Source organism: Pelomicrobium sp., from assembly GCF_036803785.1.
Taxonomy (GTDB): domain Bacteria; phylum Pseudomonadota; class Gammaproteobacteria; order Burkholderiales; family UBA6910; genus Pelomicrobium.
Genome location: NZ_DAIRTR010000072.1, coordinates 1 through 16,215, shown reverse-complemented (window position 1 = coordinate 16,215; position 16,215 = coordinate 1). Strand labels below are relative to the sequence as shown.

At 66.8% G+C, this 16,215-nt stretch carries 16 protein-coding genes; 7 read left to right on the top strand and 9 right to left on the bottom strand.

The window, feature by feature from the left end; genetic code table 11:
• From V7Q81_RS09715 to V7Q81_RS09700, 4 genes are all read right to left on the bottom strand, one after another.
• Nucleotides 1-233 (bottom strand): methenyltetrahydromethanopterin cyclohydrolase (locus V7Q81_RS09715; RefSeq protein ID WP_333842577.1); only part of this gene is annotated, 233 nt, incomplete at its 3' end.
• A gap of 52 nt (nt 234-285) precedes the next feature.
• A complete protein-coding gene (locus V7Q81_RS09710; protein ID WP_333842575.1) occupies nt 286-1,416 on the bottom strand; it encodes an ATP-grasp domain-containing protein in 1,131 nt (376 codons plus the stop codon).
• A complete protein-coding gene (locus V7Q81_RS09705; protein ID WP_333842573.1) occupies nt 1,406-2,308 on the bottom strand; it encodes an NAD(P)-dependent methylenetetrahydromethanopterin dehydrogenase in 903 nt (300 codons plus the stop codon). Before V7Q81_RS09705 ends, V7Q81_RS09710 begins: the two co-directional genes overlap by 11 nt.
• A 22-nt stretch (nt 2,309-2,330) precedes the next feature.
• A complete protein-coding gene (locus V7Q81_RS09700) occupies nt 2,331-3,347 on the bottom strand; it encodes a beta-ribofuranosylaminobenzene 5'-phosphate synthase family protein (protein ID WP_333842571.1) in 1,017 nt (338 codons plus the stop codon).
• A 361-nt stretch (nt 3,348-3,708) separates the two neighbouring features.
• Here V7Q81_RS09700 and V7Q81_RS09695 point away from each other — a divergent pair, with 361 nt between their 5' ends.
• Genes V7Q81_RS09695 through V7Q81_RS09680 form a run of 4 tightly spaced genes read left to right on the top strand, consistent with a single transcriptional unit; the run spans nt 3,709 to nt 8,365 of the window.
• Nucleotides 3,709-4,977, top strand: a complete 1,269-nt coding sequence (locus V7Q81_RS09695) for a formylmethanofuran dehydrogenase subunit B (protein ID WP_333842569.1) — start codon at nt 3,709-3,711, stop codon at nt 4,975-4,977.
• A gap of 21 nt (nt 4,978-4,998) precedes the next feature.
• Nucleotides 4,999-6,657, top strand: coding sequence for a formylmethanofuran dehydrogenase subunit A (locus V7Q81_RS09690; protein WP_333842566.1), 1,659 nt, complete (start codon nt 4,999-5,001; stop codon nt 6,655-6,657).
• 5 nt (nt 6,658-6,662) lie between these two features.
• Nucleotides 6,663-7,559, top strand: coding sequence for a formylmethanofuran--tetrahydromethanopterin N-formyltransferase (gene fhcD, locus V7Q81_RS09685; RefSeq protein ID WP_333842564.1), 897 nt, complete (start codon nt 6,663-6,665; stop codon nt 7,557-7,559).
• Entirely contained in the window at nt 7,556-8,365 is an 810-nt protein-coding gene (locus V7Q81_RS09680; RefSeq protein WP_333842561.1) for a formylmethanofuran dehydrogenase subunit C, read from the top strand. Before fhcD ends, V7Q81_RS09680 begins: the two co-directional genes overlap by 4 nt.
• 5 nt (nt 8,366-8,370) lie before the next feature.
• On the opposite strand, the gene V7Q81_RS09675 is transcribed toward V7Q81_RS09680, so the two are convergent.
• The 5 genes from V7Q81_RS09675 to V7Q81_RS09655 all read right to left on the bottom strand — a co-directional run bounded on the left by V7Q81_RS09675 (nt 8,371) and on the right by V7Q81_RS09655 (nt 13,550).
• Nucleotides 8,371-9,087 carry a hypothetical protein gene (locus V7Q81_RS09675; protein ID WP_333842559.1) on the bottom strand — a complete coding sequence of 239 codons (717 nt, stop codon included), beginning with the start codon at nt 9,085-9,087 and terminating at the stop codon, nt 8,371-8,373.
• A 79-nt stretch (nt 9,088-9,166) separates the two neighbouring features.
• On the bottom strand, nt 9,167-10,174 hold the full coding sequence (locus V7Q81_RS09670) for a S1 family peptidase (protein ID WP_333842557.1): 1,008 nt from the start codon (nt 10,172-10,174) through the stop codon (nt 9,167-9,169).
• A gap of 123 nt (nt 10,175-10,297) precedes the next feature.
• Nucleotides 10,298-11,182 (bottom strand): substrate-binding domain-containing protein, encoded by an 885-nt coding sequence (locus V7Q81_RS09665; RefSeq protein ID WP_333842554.1) that lies wholly within the window; start codon nt 11,180-11,182, stop codon nt 10,298-10,300.
• 25 nt (nt 11,183-11,207) lie between these two features.
• Nucleotides 11,208-11,618, bottom strand: coding sequence for a c-type cytochrome (locus V7Q81_RS09660; protein ID WP_333842552.1), 411 nt, complete (start codon nt 11,616-11,618; stop codon nt 11,208-11,210).
• 120 nt (nt 11,619-11,738) lie between these two features.
• On the bottom strand, nt 11,739-13,550 hold the full coding sequence (locus V7Q81_RS09655; protein ID WP_333842549.1) for a methanol/ethanol family PQQ-dependent dehydrogenase: 1,812 nt from the start codon (nt 13,548-13,550) through the stop codon (nt 11,739-11,741).
• Between the two features lie 399 nt (nt 13,551-13,949).
• Here V7Q81_RS09655 and V7Q81_RS09650 point away from each other — a divergent pair, with 399 nt between their 5' ends.
• From V7Q81_RS09650 to V7Q81_RS09640, 3 genes are all read left to right on the top strand, one after another.
• A complete protein-coding gene (locus tag V7Q81_RS09650) occupies nt 13,950-14,330 on the top strand; it encodes a 4a-hydroxytetrahydrobiopterin dehydratase (protein WP_333842547.1) in 381 nt (126 codons plus the stop codon).
• 74 nt (nt 14,331-14,404) lie between these two features.
• Nucleotides 14,405-15,136, top strand: coding sequence for a pentapeptide repeat-containing protein (locus tag V7Q81_RS09645; RefSeq protein ID WP_333842545.1), 732 nt, complete (start codon nt 14,405-14,407; stop codon nt 15,134-15,136).
• An 18-nt stretch (nt 15,137-15,154) separates the two neighbouring features.
• Nucleotides 15,155-16,072, top strand: a complete 918-nt coding sequence (locus V7Q81_RS09640; RefSeq protein ID WP_333842543.1) for a quinoprotein relay system zinc metallohydrolase 2 — start codon at nt 15,155-15,157, stop codon at nt 16,070-16,072.
• Nucleotides 16,073-16,215 lie beyond the last annotated feature (143 nt).

Below are 16,215 nucleotides of genomic sequence, written 5' to 3'. Positions count from 1 at the left end.
AGGTTCACCTGCCCGAGCCCCCCCATGCAGATCTCGGCGATGCGCCGCCCGGCCTCGAGCCCTCCGCGCTGCTCGATCCCGGCATCCACCAGGGTCACTCCGTTCGCCAGCCGCTCGACGCCGATGCGCAGGGCCGCCGCCTCGGCGATCAAGGCCGAGACCAGCGGGGCCGCCAGGGCGTTCACGCTGGGGAGCCCGTCCAGGGATGGCGCCCGACGCTTTTCGCTATTCAATCCGCTCTCCCATCGGCTTTTTCCGTTGCGGGGGCCACGCGCTTCGTCCCCCTCAGGCCGCCACCGCCCCCAGGGCGGCCACGATCTGGTCCTTTCGTCGGGCAGCGAGCCGCCAGGCGGCGCTGGGGGTCGCACCCCGGGAATGCACGGTGCACACCGGCGCCCCCGGAGGCACATGCAGACCCCCGGGGGGCAGATCGCTACACCACACCGGCCAGCGCCACCGGGTCGGAATGCGTAGGGGCGTGTAGGCGTACACGATGGCATGGGCCCGACTGCTTTGGGCCCGGTCCACCAGGGGATCCCGGGGCAATTCTCCCCGGCAGGCCCGCAAGTGCCAGTCGAACAGGCTGTCCCGGCAATCGGCGTCGTACAGATCCAGGGTGGCGGGCGGCCGCGGGTTCACTTCCAGCACCTGAATCTGTCCCAGGGGATCCACCAGGAAGTCGAGGCCGTTCAGGCCCCGCAGTCCGGTTTCGGGCACCAGTCGCGCCAGGAGGGATTCCACCTCCTCCCGAATCCGGGGGGCAAGCCGGGCATGACTGACCGCCCCTCCATAGAGATAAGGCGCGCAGAGCCCATCGGCCGTACGCTGCTCGCTCAATCCCACGAGGCGGGCCTCCCGGCCATTAGCGAGGAACAGGGCAGAGCAGCTGCGGCCGGCAACCCAGCGCTGGTAATAGGTGCGTCCCCGGCCGGGGCGGGCCTTGTCCGCGGCAGGTGCCACGTGCCCACCGCCTGCGCCTCCCACCCGCTTGCGCAACCACCCCTCCAGCGTCGGCGGCCGTCTCAAACGGGTCTGCGGATATGCGATTCCGAGGCGCTTCAGAAGGGGAAAGAACCGGCCGGGATCCTTGACGAGGGCCAGGGTTTCGGGCGTGTTGCCGTAGAGGCGGCGCTCCCGGGCAAGCCGGGCGAGAAGCCCAAGCCGGCCTTCGAACCCGGCTCCGTACACGAGGCCCGCGCAGGCCTCAGGCGGACACAGGAGCTCGGCCGCCCGCAGCAGCCGCCGGGCGTCGAACCCGCTCGGGCCGGCGCACGCCCGGGAACGCAGGGCCCAAGCCCGGGTATCCAGATCGTTGAAGAAATCGAGCACCACCACGCCATGGCCCGCTCGTCGGGCCGAGGCCGCCAAAGCGCGGCCAGAGACGGCCGCGATCAGGAAAGGTACCTCAGGCCGCATAGCGGCGCGCGGCGGCGAAAGCGTCCCGGAAGTCCAGGTAGAGCGCTTTCTCACCCTTGAGCATTTCCTCGAACAGGCCCCGCTGGACCTGGTATTTGATGTTGCCGATGGCGAGCGCCCCGATGCCCACAGCTTTGCCCGAGGCCGCTTCCAGCGGGGCGCCATCGTCCATGACGCCGACGCCCTCGATGCCCGCCGGCGGTACAGCGTTCACGTCTGCCGCCACCAGCAGCTTCCCCGCGCGGGCCAGCTCCTTCTTGCTCGCCACCTGCACTCCGGCCTTGGCAGTGGCCAGGAGAATCTCCGTCTCGGCGATGAGATCGGCCCGCTCCGCCGCGGAGGTGGCCCCCACCGCCTCGGTGCTCACGCCATAGCGGGCGTTGGCCACCTGGGCGGTCATGCGCGCCCGCTCCAGGCTGGTGTGGCTGGCGATCCTCACCTTCGCCCCCGCTGCGGCAGTCAGCACCGCCGCGGCGGTGCCCACGGGACCGGTGCCCCCCAGGATCAGCACCTGGCGGCCAGCGAAATCGCTCTGGTGGACTTTCCTGAGCTGGCGCTCCACCGCTGCCACCATGGCCGCGGCGGTGGTGAACGCCCCACTCGGGTCGGCAAATACCGACACCTCGAAGGGCGGCACCATGGCGTTCTTCGCCGCATCCAGCATGTCGGCGGCGAGCCCGATGTCCCGGCCGCCGATGAAAATACCAGTGCGCTTCACGCCCTTGGGGCCACGGGAGAAGATGGCATCCTGAGTGAGCGAGGCCACCTGATCCAGCATGACGTCGGTATAGGGCACCACGGCGGTGTAGCCCGCATCGAGTGCCATATTGACGTCGAAGGGGCTCGCCTGGCGAGTCGGGGTGAAGATGTGAAGGATGTAAGGCCTTTCCATGGGATAAATTCGATCGTTTGGGTCAACGGCGCGCCATGCGCAACGCCGTCTGCAGGCCGGGCCGTTGTGCCTCTTCCACGCTCCAGGCGGCCCCTTGGTTGCGGGCGCGGCACACCCGGAAGGAAAGGGGGCCACCGTCGCCCCAGCGTACTTCGAGCGCCCGCACCAGGGCGAGCGCCTCGACTTCGGTACCCACCACCGCGAACCCGGTGGGGCCCCAGGAGCTTTGGCCAACCCCGGCCACCCCCTGAGCCTCCAGCCAAGCGAGCGCCTGGGCCACCCGGGGGCTCGCGAAGCGCCCACCTTGGGCCGGGGCAAAATGATCCCCCACTACCCGCTGCAGCTCGCTTACCGCCGCGCCGAAGCTCGCCACGTCCGCCTCTATCAGGGCGGGCAGGGCCTTGAGCAGCACCAAACGACACAGCCGGCCCGCCGCCTCCTCGGAAAATGGAGGAAGCCGGCGGAAGGCCTCTACCTCTTCGGGACCGTGCAGGCCGCGGGCACCCCGATCGAAAATCAGGATCACCCGCCACGCCTCGGGAAAAGGGACGCGGCTCACCACCGGAGGCGGAGCCTCGCCCCGGCGGCCGCCATCCACGATGAAACCGCCCTGCTCGAAGGCGCCCACGCCGATCCCGGAGCGCGCGCCCCGATCCAGCAGGCGCGCGATCTCCCGCGGCGAAAGGTCCAGATCATACAAACGGGCCACCGCGGTTCCCACCGCCAGGGCCAGCTGGGTTCCCGAGCCCAGGCCCACGTGCTCCGGAATCGCCGTCTCCACGGTCAGCTGCACTCCGCCCGGAAGGGGCAGTTGCTGCGCCAACAGCCGCAGGCTGCCGAGGGCTCGCTCGCCCTGAGGGCCCGAGGCGCTCAAATCGTCGGCCGGCTCGGCCCGCAGGCGCGTGGCGAGCCCCTCCAGGGTGAGCCCCAGGCTGCCGTAACAGCGCTCTGCCGTCTCACTCAGGTCCATGAAGCCGAAGTGCAAGCGACAAGGCGCTTCCACCACGACCACGCGGCGGCGATTTATCGAGGGAAACATCTTTTTTATTCTAAGGGCAGTCAGCAGGAGCCTCGCATTCGGATTCACGGGTGCAGCAACTATCATGCCACTGCCTCCCGCTCCGCTGCATCAAGCCTCCTCGATGGCGAGCGCCGAAAGCTTGCGACGCGAGCGGAGCATTTTGTCACAGGGCATCCCCTTGAAGATTTCACAGAAACCAGGGTGCGGCCGTGTTTGCCTTGATCGACGCCCGTTTCGCTTTTATAAGGAGGGGAGTGCGGCCTGGGCCGCTCTTACCCTGCTGGCACGCTCCGTGCATCATTTCCCGACCGCCAGAGGCCATGGGTTGTCTGGCCCACCCAATGATTTCCGCCCCGATTAAGCCCCGGCTCCGCCGTTCATGAGCCCCATAGTCCATGACGCCGCAGCCTGCCCGTTCTGCGGACTGCTGTGCGACGACGTGCGCATCTCCGCCAACGGAGAGCGACTGGCGGTTCTCGCCCGCGGCTGCTCCCTGAGCGAGAGGGCCTTCGCCGGCCTTCCGGCTCTACAGGCGGCACCCCGGATCGCGGGCCGGGCGGCAAGCCTCCAGGAGGCGGCCGCCGCGGCGGCCCGTCTCCTCCAGGACGCCCGCCAGCCCCTCTTTGCCGGCCTGGGAACGGACGTGGCCGGCATGCGCCGCGTATTGGAGCTGGCCGATCGCTGCGGGGCGGTGCTGGATCACATGAACGGCGAGGCCCTGATGCGCAACGTGCGTCCCCTGCAGGAGGCAGGTCTCATGTCCACCACCTTGAGTGAGGTGAAGAACCGCGCCGATTTGGTGCTGATCGTGGGGGGCGAGGTGGCGAGCCGCTATCCCCGCTTCTTCGAGCGCGTGGTATGGACCGGCGACAGCCTGTTTCGCCGCAATGGGGCATGGCCCGAGGTGGTGTACCTGGGGGAGGTGGCCGATCCGTCCCCGGGAACTTCTCCGGACGGACGTCCTCCCTGGGTGGTCCCTTGCTCCCGGCAGAGGCTGATCGAGGTGATCGGCGCCTTGCGGTGCCTGGTGGCGGGCCGCCCTCTGGATGCCCAGGAAGCGGGCGGCGTACCTTTAGAGACGCTTCGCGCCCTGGCCGACCGGCTGGGTCGCGCCCGCTACGGGGTGGCCGTGTGGAGCGCCGCCGAGTTGAACTTCCCCCATGCCGAGCTCACGGTGCAGTCGCTTTGCGAACTCATCAAGGAGCTCAACCGGGAAACCCGCTTCTGCGGGCTGCCCCTGGCGGGAAGCGACGGCGATCTCACGGCCAACGAAGTGCACGTGTGGCAGACAGGATTTCCTTTGCGCACGAGTCTGGGCGCCGGCCACCCCGAGTACGATCCCTACCACTACGCCGCGGCAGGGCTGCTCGCGCGCGGGGAGGCGGACGCCCTGGTGTGGATCTCCAGCTTGAGCGACCGGCCCCCACCCGGAACCGACGTCCCCATGGTAGTGCTCGGCGCGGACAGCCTCGTCCCGCCCCGGGAGCCTGAGGTCTTCATCCCGGTGGGAAGGCCGGGTGTGGACCATCCTGCCCACCTGTTTCGCGCCGACAAAGCGGTGGTGGTGCGGCTCGACCCCCTGCGCTCGAGCCGCCTGCCGAGCGTGGCCCAGGCGGTCTGCGCCATCCTGGAGGCCTACGACGCCTGACAGTCCTCTCGAGGGCAACCGATGCTCATCAAGCTCGCCGGTGGCAAGGTGTACGATCCCGCCCATGGGGTCAACGGGGAGATCCGGGACATTTACGTCTGCGACGGGCGTATCGTCCCGGCCCCCGATCCCGGGACGCCGGTGGACGAGATTTACGATCTCGCGGGCAAGATCGTGATGGCGGGCGCCATCGACCTGCACACCCACATCGGCGGCGGCAAGGTGAACATCGCCCGGGCCATGCTGCCGGAGGATCACCGCCACGAACGCCGCTACCGCACCGCTTTCACCCGCTCCGGCAGCGGCCATGCGACCCCGTCCACGTGGGCCACGGGCTACCGCTACGTGGAAATGGGCTACACCGCCTGCTTCGAGCCCGCCATCGTGCCGGTGAACGCCCGTCAGGCCCACCTGGAAATGGGCGATACCCCCATCGTGGACCGGGGCGGCTACGCCATGCTGGGCAACGACGATTTCCTCCTACGCCTCCTTAAAGAAGGCGAGGACCAACGCCTGATCAACGACTACGTTGCCTGGATCCTGCACGCCACCCAGTGCCTCGGCATCAAGGTGGTCAATCCCGGGGGCATCAGCGCGTTTAAGTTCAACCAGAGGAGTCTCGACCTGGACGAGCCCCACGCCCACTATGGGGTCACCCCGCGCCAGGTGTTGCAGGCCCTGGTGCGGGCGGTGCACGAGCTGGGGGTGCCCCATCCCCTCCACGTGCATGCCTCCAACCTGGGAGTGCCAGGCAACGTGGAGACCACCCTCGCCACCCTCGCGGCGGCAGAGGGGCTGCCCCTACATCTAACCCACGTCCAGTTCCACAGCTACGGAACGGAAGGCGATCGCAAATTCTCCTCCGCGGCCGGGCGCATCGCGGAGGCGGTCAATGCCCACCCCAACGTCACGGTGGATGTGGGCCAGATCATGTTCGGCCAGACGGTGACCTGCTCCGGTGACACCATGACCCAGCACAAAAACAGCGGCCACGCCCACCCGAAAAAGTGGATGGCCATGGACATCGAGTGCGAGGCGGGCTGCGGGGTGGTGCCCTTCCGCTACCGGGACAAGAATTTCGTGAACGCCCTGCAATGGGCCATCGGCCTGGAGATCTTCCTGTTGGTGAAGGACCCTTGGCGGGTCTTCCTCACCACCGATCATCCGAACGGGGCGCCCTTTACTAGCTACCCCCATCTCATCCGGCTGCTCATGGACCGTTCTTTCCGCCGGGACATGCTGGCCACCCTCCATCCAGACGCCGTCGCCATGAGCACGGTGGGCGCCATCGAGCGGGAGTACTCCCTGTATGAAATCGCCATCATGACCCGGGCAGCGCCGGCCCGCATCCTGGGCCTCGTCGACCGGGGCCACTTGGGTCCGGGGGCCGCTGCCGACATCGTGGTCTATACCGACCATCCCGACCGGGAGCGCATGTTCTCCGCCCCGGACTACGTGTTTAAGGACGGCACGCTGGTCGCACGGGAAGGGCGCATCGTCCACGTCACCCCCGGGCGGGTGCACGTGGTGCGTCCGGCCTTCGACCGGGGCATCGAGAAGGTGCTCGAACCCTATTTCCATCGCTACCAGACGCTGAGCATGGAGCGCTTCAAAATCAGCGACGAGGAAATCCGGGAATTGAGCGGCGAGCCGGTGGTCCATCCCTGCCTCAGGAGGTGACCGGCGTGAAGGTGAACGGCATCCTCATCGACGACACCTTCGCGGAGGCTTTCCCCATGCGGGCGACTCGGGTGGTCATCACCGCCGACACCCTGGCCTGGGCCTGGCACGCGGCCCGATCGGCCACCGGATTCGCCACCTCCGTGATCGCCTGCGGCTGTGAGGCGGGCATCGAGCGGGAGCTCGCCCCCCACGAGACTCCCGACGGGCGGCCTGGGGTGGCGATCCTGCTCTTTTCCGTCTCGAGCAAGGAGTTGGCCAAGCAGCTCGAGCGTCGTGTCGGCCAGTGCGTCCTCACCTGCCCCACCACCGCCGCCTTCTCCGGCATCGAAGGGGGCGAGCCCATCCCGCTGGGCAAGAACCTGCGCTATTTCGGCGATGGGTTCCAGCTCTCCAAGTTGATCGGCGGGCGGCGCTATTGGCGCGTCCCGGTGATGGACGGGGAGTTCCTGTGCGAAGAGTCGAGCGGCATGGTCAAGGCCGTGGGTGGGGGCAACTTCCTGATCCTGGCCGCCCGCCGGGCGGCGGCCCTGCAGGCGGCCGAAGCAGCGGTGGCGGCCATGCAACGCGTTCCCAACGTCATCCTGCCCTTCCCGGGCGGTGTGGTACGTTCGGGCTCCAAGGTGGGCTCCAAGTACAAGGCTCTGCCCGCCTCCACCAACGACGCCTACTGCCCGACCCTGCGGGGGCTCGTGGCCACGGCCCTCACCCCGGACATCGAGGCGGTGCTGGAGATCGTGGTGGACGGATTGACGGAAGCGGATGTGCGCTCTGCCCTGGGCGCGGGCCTGCGGGCGGTGTGTGAGCTCGGCGCCGGTGCCGGCGTGCGGCGCCTGAGCGCCGGCAACTACGGCGGCAAGCTGGGTCCATTCCACTTCCACCTCCGGGAGATCCTGGCGTGAGCGCCCTCACCTTTACCTTGCGGGAGACTCCGCAGCAGCGGGTAGACCTCTCCCCTCTCACGCCGGAGCGCCTTGCCGGAAAATCCCTGGCGCAGATCGCGGCCCTGGAACTGGTGAGCGGCAACCGCCGGCTGCGGGTGGCAGAGCTGTTCCAGGTGAGCGGGACCGACCCGGGCACGCTGGTCATCCGGGGAAGCTGCGAGCGGCTGGACCGTATCGGTCAGGGCATGGGCAGCGGCCTCCTCCTCGTGGAGGGGAACGCGGGCGCCTATCTGGGCCTCGACCTCCAGGGCGGCGTGATCGAGGTGCGGGGCGGCGCTGGCGCCTACTGCGCGAGCCGCATGGCGGGGGGGCTCATCCACATCCACGGTGATGTCGGGGATTTCCTCGCGGCTGCCCTGCCCGGGGAGCCTCACGGTATGCGGGGAGGCACGATCGTGGTGCGGGGCAGCGCGGGGGACCGGGTCGCGGACCGCCTGCGACGCGGCCAGGTGCTGATCGAGGGAAATGCGGGCCGCTACTGCGCCTCCCGCATGATCGCCGGCACCGTGGCCGTCCTGGGACGGGTAGGGGAAGGCGCGGGCTTCGCCATGCGGCGCGGAACCCTGCTCCTCGAGACGCCCCCGCCCCTTCTGCCCACCTTCAACGAGAGCGGGACGTTCGCGCTCCCCTTCCTGCCCCTGCTCGTCGGCGCCTGGCGGGGATTGCCGGGGGCGTTCGGAACGCTCGCCGCACCGCCTCGGGTGCGCCGCTACGTGGGCGACCGGGCGGTGGGCGGTCTGGGAGAAATCCTGATCCGGGCCTGAAACGGTCAGGGGCTGGAGGAGCGCTTGACCAGGGCTTCCGCCCCGCTAAAGGTCATGGTCTCTTCGATTAGGGGCTTGCTACTGCCTCCGGCTTCTCCGGGGACAACCGTGCGGATCTGATAGATGCCCCCCGGCAACTTGGGCGCCAGCACGAAGACGTACACCTTGCCGGCAAAGCGCTGATAGCGTTCCTTCTTCGGGTCGGCTGCGTAGGGGGTGACCTTCACCTCGGTGCCAGCCAGCTCCTCGCCGCCGAAGGACAGCTTGACCGGGCGCACCTCGGCGCTCTCGGCGAAGGCTTGGCTGATCAGTCGCTTGAAATAACGCCAGCTACCCCCCGTCAGGCGCTGCATCTCCAGGATGTCCCGGTTGAGGAAGTACATGAGCACCGGGTTGCCGCGGGCGTTTTCCACCGGGGGGAAGCTCTTCTCCCGCTCCCCCGTGAGGAACTGAGCGGAGACGAACTTGCTGCCGTCCGGCTGGACCCGCTCGACGAACACGTCCACCTGGTCCTGAAATCCGGCCTCCAAGGTTCCTTCCTTCTTGAAGCGGTAATGGAGAATGTTCGGCCGGGTGATGGGCTGTAGATGATCGGTGAGGAAAAGGAGCGTCTCGGCGCTGGAATAGCTTTCCTCCTTTTCCTGCGCCTGGGCGGTAGACAAGACGAGCCCGGCGGCGAGCACCGCCAGGCCCAAGGACGTCACGACATTCACGCGGCTCATGGGGTAGGGTTCCTTCGTTCCAAATCGGTTCTTCCCTCCTCCCGGACGCTGAAGCCCGGGAGGGCTCCAAGCGTTCGATTCAGTACAGCATCATGGACTGCTGAAGCTTTTCCGCCAGCCGGGGGTTCAACCCCGCCAGCACCTTAAGGGCGTAATCCGCCTCCGCCCTTTCGGCCAGGGCCACCTGGGCGAGCCCCAGGTAATACCAGGTTTCGGCGCTCTCCAAGTCCAGGGCCAAGGCCCGGCGGTAGGCTTGGACGGCCTGGCTGTCCTGCTTCAGATGGTGCAAGGCCTTGCCCAGGGCAAGCCAGGCGTTGGCGTTGTCCGCCTCGCTCCAGGACCAGGCCTCCGCCACTTCCCGTAGAGCCGCCCATTGACTGCCCGCTTCCAGGGCTGCGGCCCGCAGGAAATAAGGCTGGTCCTCCAGGGGTCGCTCCCAGAAGGCCCGGCCGCCCACCCAGGGCTCCACCTTCTCCAGGGCATGATCCAGGTTGCGGAAGATCCATTCCACGGGCAGGGAGAAGTGGTACGCCTGCTCGCCCCGGTACTTGAAAGTCACCAGGCCCACGAGCCGGCCTTCCTCGTCGAACAGCCCCCCGCCGCTCGCCCCGGAGGTAAAGGGGGTCGTGCTCTGGATGACAGTCCCTCCGTCGTAGTCGTAGAGGGCTTTGATCTCCCCCGTGCTCATCTGGGGCGCCACTCCCCCCACGTAGCCCAGGGCGATCACTACCTGGCCCACCTTGGGTTTGTCGGGCTTGAACGTCACCACCGGCGCGGTGGCATGGGGCACGTGGAGCAGGCACAGGTCATGGTCCATGTCCCGCGACTGGGCACGCACGGTCCACCGGGCGCCGGTCTGCCCCACCTGGATGGAGCGGGCCTTGCGGGTGACGTGGCAGTTGGTGGCCACAATACCCTCCTTCACCATCACCCCGCTTCCGATGTTGACGCTCCCGTCGGCGTTGTAGGCCTCCACCTTGACCACGCTCGGGATCAACTTGAAAAAGAGCTTGGGATCGAACTCGGCCCGGACGGCGAAGGGGAGAAGGACGCCGACCACCACCAGGAGCCACTTCCAACGTCGCATCGTGTCAACCTCGTGCCGCCAGCCCGCCTCCCCTTCGCTCGGGCGGCGATTCCCGTCAAAGCCTTTCTCCTTTTATTGCCCGCCCCGGCCCGTCTTTTTCCTTCGCCTCGGGACGGCGCAGCCTCAGTCGGTCCTCCTGGAAAGGATCCGTCCCTGGTCGTCCACCCGGGGCACATTGTACTCTTCGAGGATCGCCTGGATGCCCGCGGCGTTGCGCTCGATCAGTTGTTCGACTTGCGCTTTCCATTCCCGTTCGCCGAAACGAACCCCCATGGCGATGGGGTAATCGAACCTGATCTCTGGGTCCCGTCCGAACGGCACCACCGCGAGCTGCAGGGAGCTCAACCGTTTGGCGAAGTAGCCGGCGATGGGCCCCCACACGAAGGCCACGTCGATCTGGCCGGAAGCCAAGTCCCGCTCGATGATCTCGCCGGGATAGTCCTCCGGATCGCCGCTCATGCGCTGGTAGAAGACGGCCTGGCCGATCAGACCGTGGCGCAGCAGCCAGTCCACCGGCGGCGTCTGGGCGAAGACCCCCAGTTTCAGTGCCTTGAGCCGGCTCGCCTCCAGTCGCGGCAGATCTTCGGGCGTCTTCACCCCATCCAAGCCTTTGCCCTTGACGTAGACCAGGGCGTAGGTAGAGCGGTAGTACGGCTTGGTGGTGACTGCCAGCTCGAAGCCCACCGGCACGCCCATGATGAGATCGCACTTATAGGCGCCGCTCACAGGATCCCGTGCCCGCAGGGTATTGCGCACGAAGCCGATGCGCTGGGGAAACCAGGTGTAATCGAGGCCCCAGCCCAAGTCTCGAGCGAACAGCTCGGCGATCTTGTTCTCGAAGCCTTCCTGGTTGCGGTGGGAGAAGGGCAGGTTGTTGGGGTCGGCGCAAACCCGCAACACCTTGCGCTCTCCTGCGGCGGTCTCCTGGGCCTGGACCGCCGGATTAAGGCTCGTGAAGACCACGGCAGCCAGGACGATCCATAGGCCCTGCGGGAGTCGGTTCCTCATCCACATTTCCTCGGGGGAAGGGGTTCTACTTGAGCTCCTCTAGCCGTCCCGGCGGGATCTTGCCGTCGGAGCGCCCTTTGAGATAAGCGTACAGGTTGTCCAGGTTGTTGGTCACCATCTGGCTGTTGGCGAAGCCCGGCATGCCCCGCTCCGGCCGGCCGTGCAGCAAGGTCTCCTTGAACTGCTCCTTGGTCATCACCTTCAGGCTTTCGATCAGGGACGGACCCACCAGCCCCTCCTGCCGGGCCCCGTGGCAACGGTCACAGGCGAGCGCCCGCCAGGTCTTCCATCCCGCCAGGGTGTCGGGATCCACCTTGTTCCCCTCCACCCGGTAAAGGGGTTTGCCCTCGCTTTGGCTGGCCGGCGCGGCCCCCGCCGCATGAAGAACCGAGCTTGCCCCCAGAAGCGCCACCACTACTGCAATCGATCCTCTCATCTTCCTTTCCTAAAAAGTGGACGCAGAAAAAATTACTGACATCCCGACACGGGGTCGGCCGAGATGTCAGTAACGAAGCTTAGAACAAAACGATCTTGAAGGGTTAGTCTTCTTCCGCGATTACGGCAGGGAGAAGACAGTCAGCACGCCGCCCAGCTCAGTGTAGCGGGCGAGCTCCCGGTAACCGCCCACCGCGCCCAGGCCGTCGGTGTCCTTCTCCAGGCCCGCCGCCAGGCCGATGCCGGCCCAACCGCCGATGCCCGAGAGCACGCCGATGTACTGCTTGCCTTTGTACTCCCAAGTGGTCACGTTGCCGATAATGCCTGAGGGCGTCTTGAATTTCCACAGCTCCTTCAGGTCCTTCGTGTCCACGGCCTTGATCCAGCCGTCGAGGGTGCCGTAGAAGGCCACGTCGCCAGCGGTGACCAGCGCCCCACTCCACACCGAGAACTTCTCGGGCTTGGAGGCCACGATCTTGCCCTTGTCCGCATCCCAGATGATGAAGTTACCCATACCGCCGTGGCTGTTGGGCGCGGGATACATGGACAGGGTCGCCCCCACGTAGGGCTGGCCGGCCACGTATTCCACCTGGAACGGCTCATAGTCCATGCACACGTGGTTGGTGGGCACGTAGAAGAGGCCGTTCTTGGGATTGAACGCCGCCGGCTGCTGGTCCTTGGACCCCAAGGCCGCCGGGCAGATGCCTTTCACGTTGATGTCGGGCCCGCGATCCGGCGAGGTGTGCTTGGAGGTCGCATACTTCGCCACCACCTGCGGACGGCCGGTCTTCATGTCCACGTGGGTCGCCCAGTTCACCTTCGGGTCGTACTTCTCGGCCACCAGCAGCTCGCCGCTCGCTCGGTCCATGGTGTAGGCGAAGCCGTTGCGGTCGAAGTGCACGAGCGCTTTACGCTTCTTGCCCTTCACCGTGATGTCGGCCAAGATCATCTCGTTGACGCCGTCATAGTCCCACTCGTCGTGGGGCGTCATCTGATAGACCCATTTGGCTTTGCCGGTGTCCACGTCCCGGGCGAAGATGGTCATCGACCACTTGTTGTCGCCGGGGCGCTGGGTTGGGTTCCAGGTACTGGGATTACCCGAGCCGTAATACATCAAGTTGAGCTCCGGATCATAGCTGTACCAGCCCCAGGTGGTACCGCCCCCGATCTTCCACTGGTCCCCTTGCCAGGTCTTCAGGGACGAGTCCTTGCCCACCGGCGCCATCTTGCCGTCGGTCCAGGTCATGGTCTTGTCCGGATCGAAGCACATCTCGTTGTCCGGGCCGGTGCTATAGCACTTCCACACCTGCTTCCCGGTGTTGATGTCGTACGCCGCCATGAAGCCACGCACGCCGAACTCGCCGCCGGAAATCCCGGTGAAGACCTTGTCCTTGAACACGTGGGGGGCATTGGTGTTGGTCTCGCCGATCTTGGGATTGCCGTTGACCGTCTTCCAGATCTCCTTGCCGGTCTTAGCATCCAAGGCCACCAGGGTGGTGTCCGCCTGCTGCAGGAAGATCTTACCCTCCGCGTAGGCGAGGCCCCGGTTCACCGTGTCGCAACACATGACCGGGATCACGCTGGGGTCCTGCTTGGGCTCATACTTCCATTTGATGGTGTAGTCGTCCAGGCTGATGGCGAAGACCTTGTTGGGAAACGGCGTGTGGATGTACAGGGTGTCGCCGATCACCAGGGGGCCGCCTTCGTGCCCGCGCAGCACCCCCGTGGAGAACTGCCAGGCGACCCGCAGGTTCTTGACGTTGTCCTTGTTGATCTGCTTGAGCTCGCTGTAGCGCCAGTTGTAGAAGTTCCCGGCCTGCATGACCCATTGCTTGGGGTCCTTCTGCAGCTTCGCCAGCTCGGCGTTCGCCGCCGCCAGCCCCGGCACCGCCAGGGCCATCAACGCCAGCGGCCATTTGAATTTCGCTCTCATCGCCAGATCCTCCATTGTCGTTCATCACGGGTTTGAGAATCTCATCCCCCTCACAGCGCGCGACACCTTCTTCCCCACTCCGAGAAAAGGTGAAGGGTAATGCTTCCATTACCTGTTGGGCGCGTAGCACATTATATGCCAGTCCAGAAAGCGTCCCTGGAGCAGGACAGCGCCAACACAACCTCAGCTTTTCATAGGGTTAAAGAAGACCTCCGGACCCTACCCGGTGTGTCAGAATTGACTCTGTGCAACCCGAGCGTGAACATGTTGTGTCACACCCCGCCGTCCCCGCGGCGGGCGACGCAAGGGCGGCGGGGCGGCCCCGAATCCGGGATGAAGGCGGGTGAGCGTCTGCCGGATGCCCGCCTCTTCAAACCCATAACGCATGAGGTCGAAGCGATGGAGACCAAGACCAACCTCCGGGTCTATACCGAGGAAGAGATCAAGGAACGCCTGGCCCGAGAATTGCCTCACTGGTATTACGAAGACGGCTGGATCCGCAGGAAGTACCGCACCCACGGCTGGAAGGGCACTTTGATGGTGGTGAACGCCGTGGGGCACCTGGCGGAGGCCGCCTGGCACCACCCGGACCTGACGGTGTCCTACGCCTTTGTCATCGTGAAGCTGGTGACCCACGTGGCTCGGGGCGTCACCGACAAGGACTTCGCCCTGGCCAAGAAAATCGAGGAAGTGGTGCAATGGCAACCGGGCAAGGAAGGCGGACCCCTGGAGGGCACGCCCCAGGACGATCCCCGGGTCTGGTATATCAAGTACGACTAGCGCGGCGAGGCCCGCCGGGCGCCGCCGCTGCGGCGCAGCAAGGACGGGCCGGCCGATGGTTCCTCGGGGGATGGATGGCGCTCGCCTGCCTGTCCCTCGCGTTCGCCGCACCCCCCCTCGGCGTCGAGGAGGTGCGCGAGCGGCTTGCCCGGGCGACCCGGGAGCAACCGGCCGACTTTACCGGTCAAGATCTCTCGAATCAGGACCTGAGCGGGCTGGACTTGCGCAACGCCCGCTTCGCCCGGGCCAACCTCTTCGGGGCCAAGCTGGTCAACGCCAACCTGGCGGGTGTCGATCTCTCCGGCGCTAACCTGGACGCCACCTGGCTCATGGGCACCGATCTGACCGGGGCCAATCTGGAAAAGGCGAGCCTCTTCGCGCCGGTCATCCGCCAGCCGAAGCTCAAGGGGGCGAATCTTTCCGGCGCCCGCGTGATCGCCCATCTGGCGGGGCTGGATCTCTCCGGCGTCAACTTCGCCCACGCCCGCCTGGGAGTGGACATCCGCAACCAGCCTATGGGACAGATGCGCAACGACTTCACCAGCGCCAATCTCTCCGGGGCCAACCTGGAGGGGGCGGACGTGAACCGGGCGCTGCTGCGCTTCGCTAACCTGCGGGGTGCCAACCTCCGGGGCGCCAACCTCTTCCGCGCCGATCTCTCGGGTGCCGATCTAACCGGAGCCGACCTGACCGGAGCGGAGCTCACCGAAGCCGACCTGGAGCGGGCGGTGCTCAAGGACACCAAGGGCCTGGAGACGGTCAAGGGGCTCGACCAGGCGCGCCACCGGGACAAGGCGATCTACTGAGGAAACGAAGTGGCGGCGATGGGCAAACGCTTACTGCTCGCCTGGCTTGTCGCCTGTTGGCCCGGCTGGGGAATCGCCGCGCCGCTACCGGTGGAAGAAGTGGCGCCGGGGGTCTTCGTCTACGCGGGCGCCCACGAGGAGACCTCCGCCGCCAACCGGGGGGCCATCGCCAACGTCGGCTTTATCGTGGGCCGCCGCTGCGTGGCGGTGGTGGATACGGGCGGCAGCCTTGCCGTCGGTCAGGGGCTGCGGGAAGCGGTGCGCGTGAGGACGGAGCTCCCCGTCTGTTACGTGATCAACACCCACGTCCACCCCGATCATCTCCTGGGCAACGCCGCTTTTGCCGGAGACAAGCCGAGTTTCGTCGGCCATGCCCGGCTCCCCGCGGCCCTCGCCGCCCGGGCGAGGACCTATCTTGCCGCCCTGTCGCGCGCCTTGGGCCCCGAGGCGGGAGGCACCCCCCTCGTCCCACCGGACACCCTCGTCCAGGACACCTTGACCCTGGACCTGGGTGGGCGGCGCCTTGCGTTGCGCGCCTGGCCGACCGCCCACACGGACCAGGATCTGACAGTCTTCGACGAGCAGACCGGCACCCTGTGGCTCGGCGACCTGCTGTTCGTCGAGCGCATCCCGGCCGTCGACGGCAGCGCCCGAGGCTGGCTTCAGGTGATGGCCAGCTTGCGGGGCCTTGCGGTCCAGCGCGCCGTGCCCGGCCATGGTCCGGCGACCGTGGCCTGGCCTGCCGCCCTGGACGCCCAAGAGCGCTATCTCGCCACCCTGGTGGAGGAGACCCGGCGGGCTCTCCAGCGTCGGCTCACCCTTCAGCAGGCAGTGGACTCGGTGGGACACGCGGAACGGGGAAAGTGGCGGCTCTTCGACCTCTACCATCCGCGCAACGTGACCGCAGTCTACACGGAGCTCGAGTGGGAAGATTGAAACGGGCCGATTCGGCGACGCAACGAGCACGAATGTTCACGAAGGAAAAAAGGCGTAAGCTCTCATCCGTCCACGGCCACGGAAACCACGGAGACGCCCCATGAAAAAAAGCCTTCCCCTCGGCGCCCTCGCCGGCTTCGCCC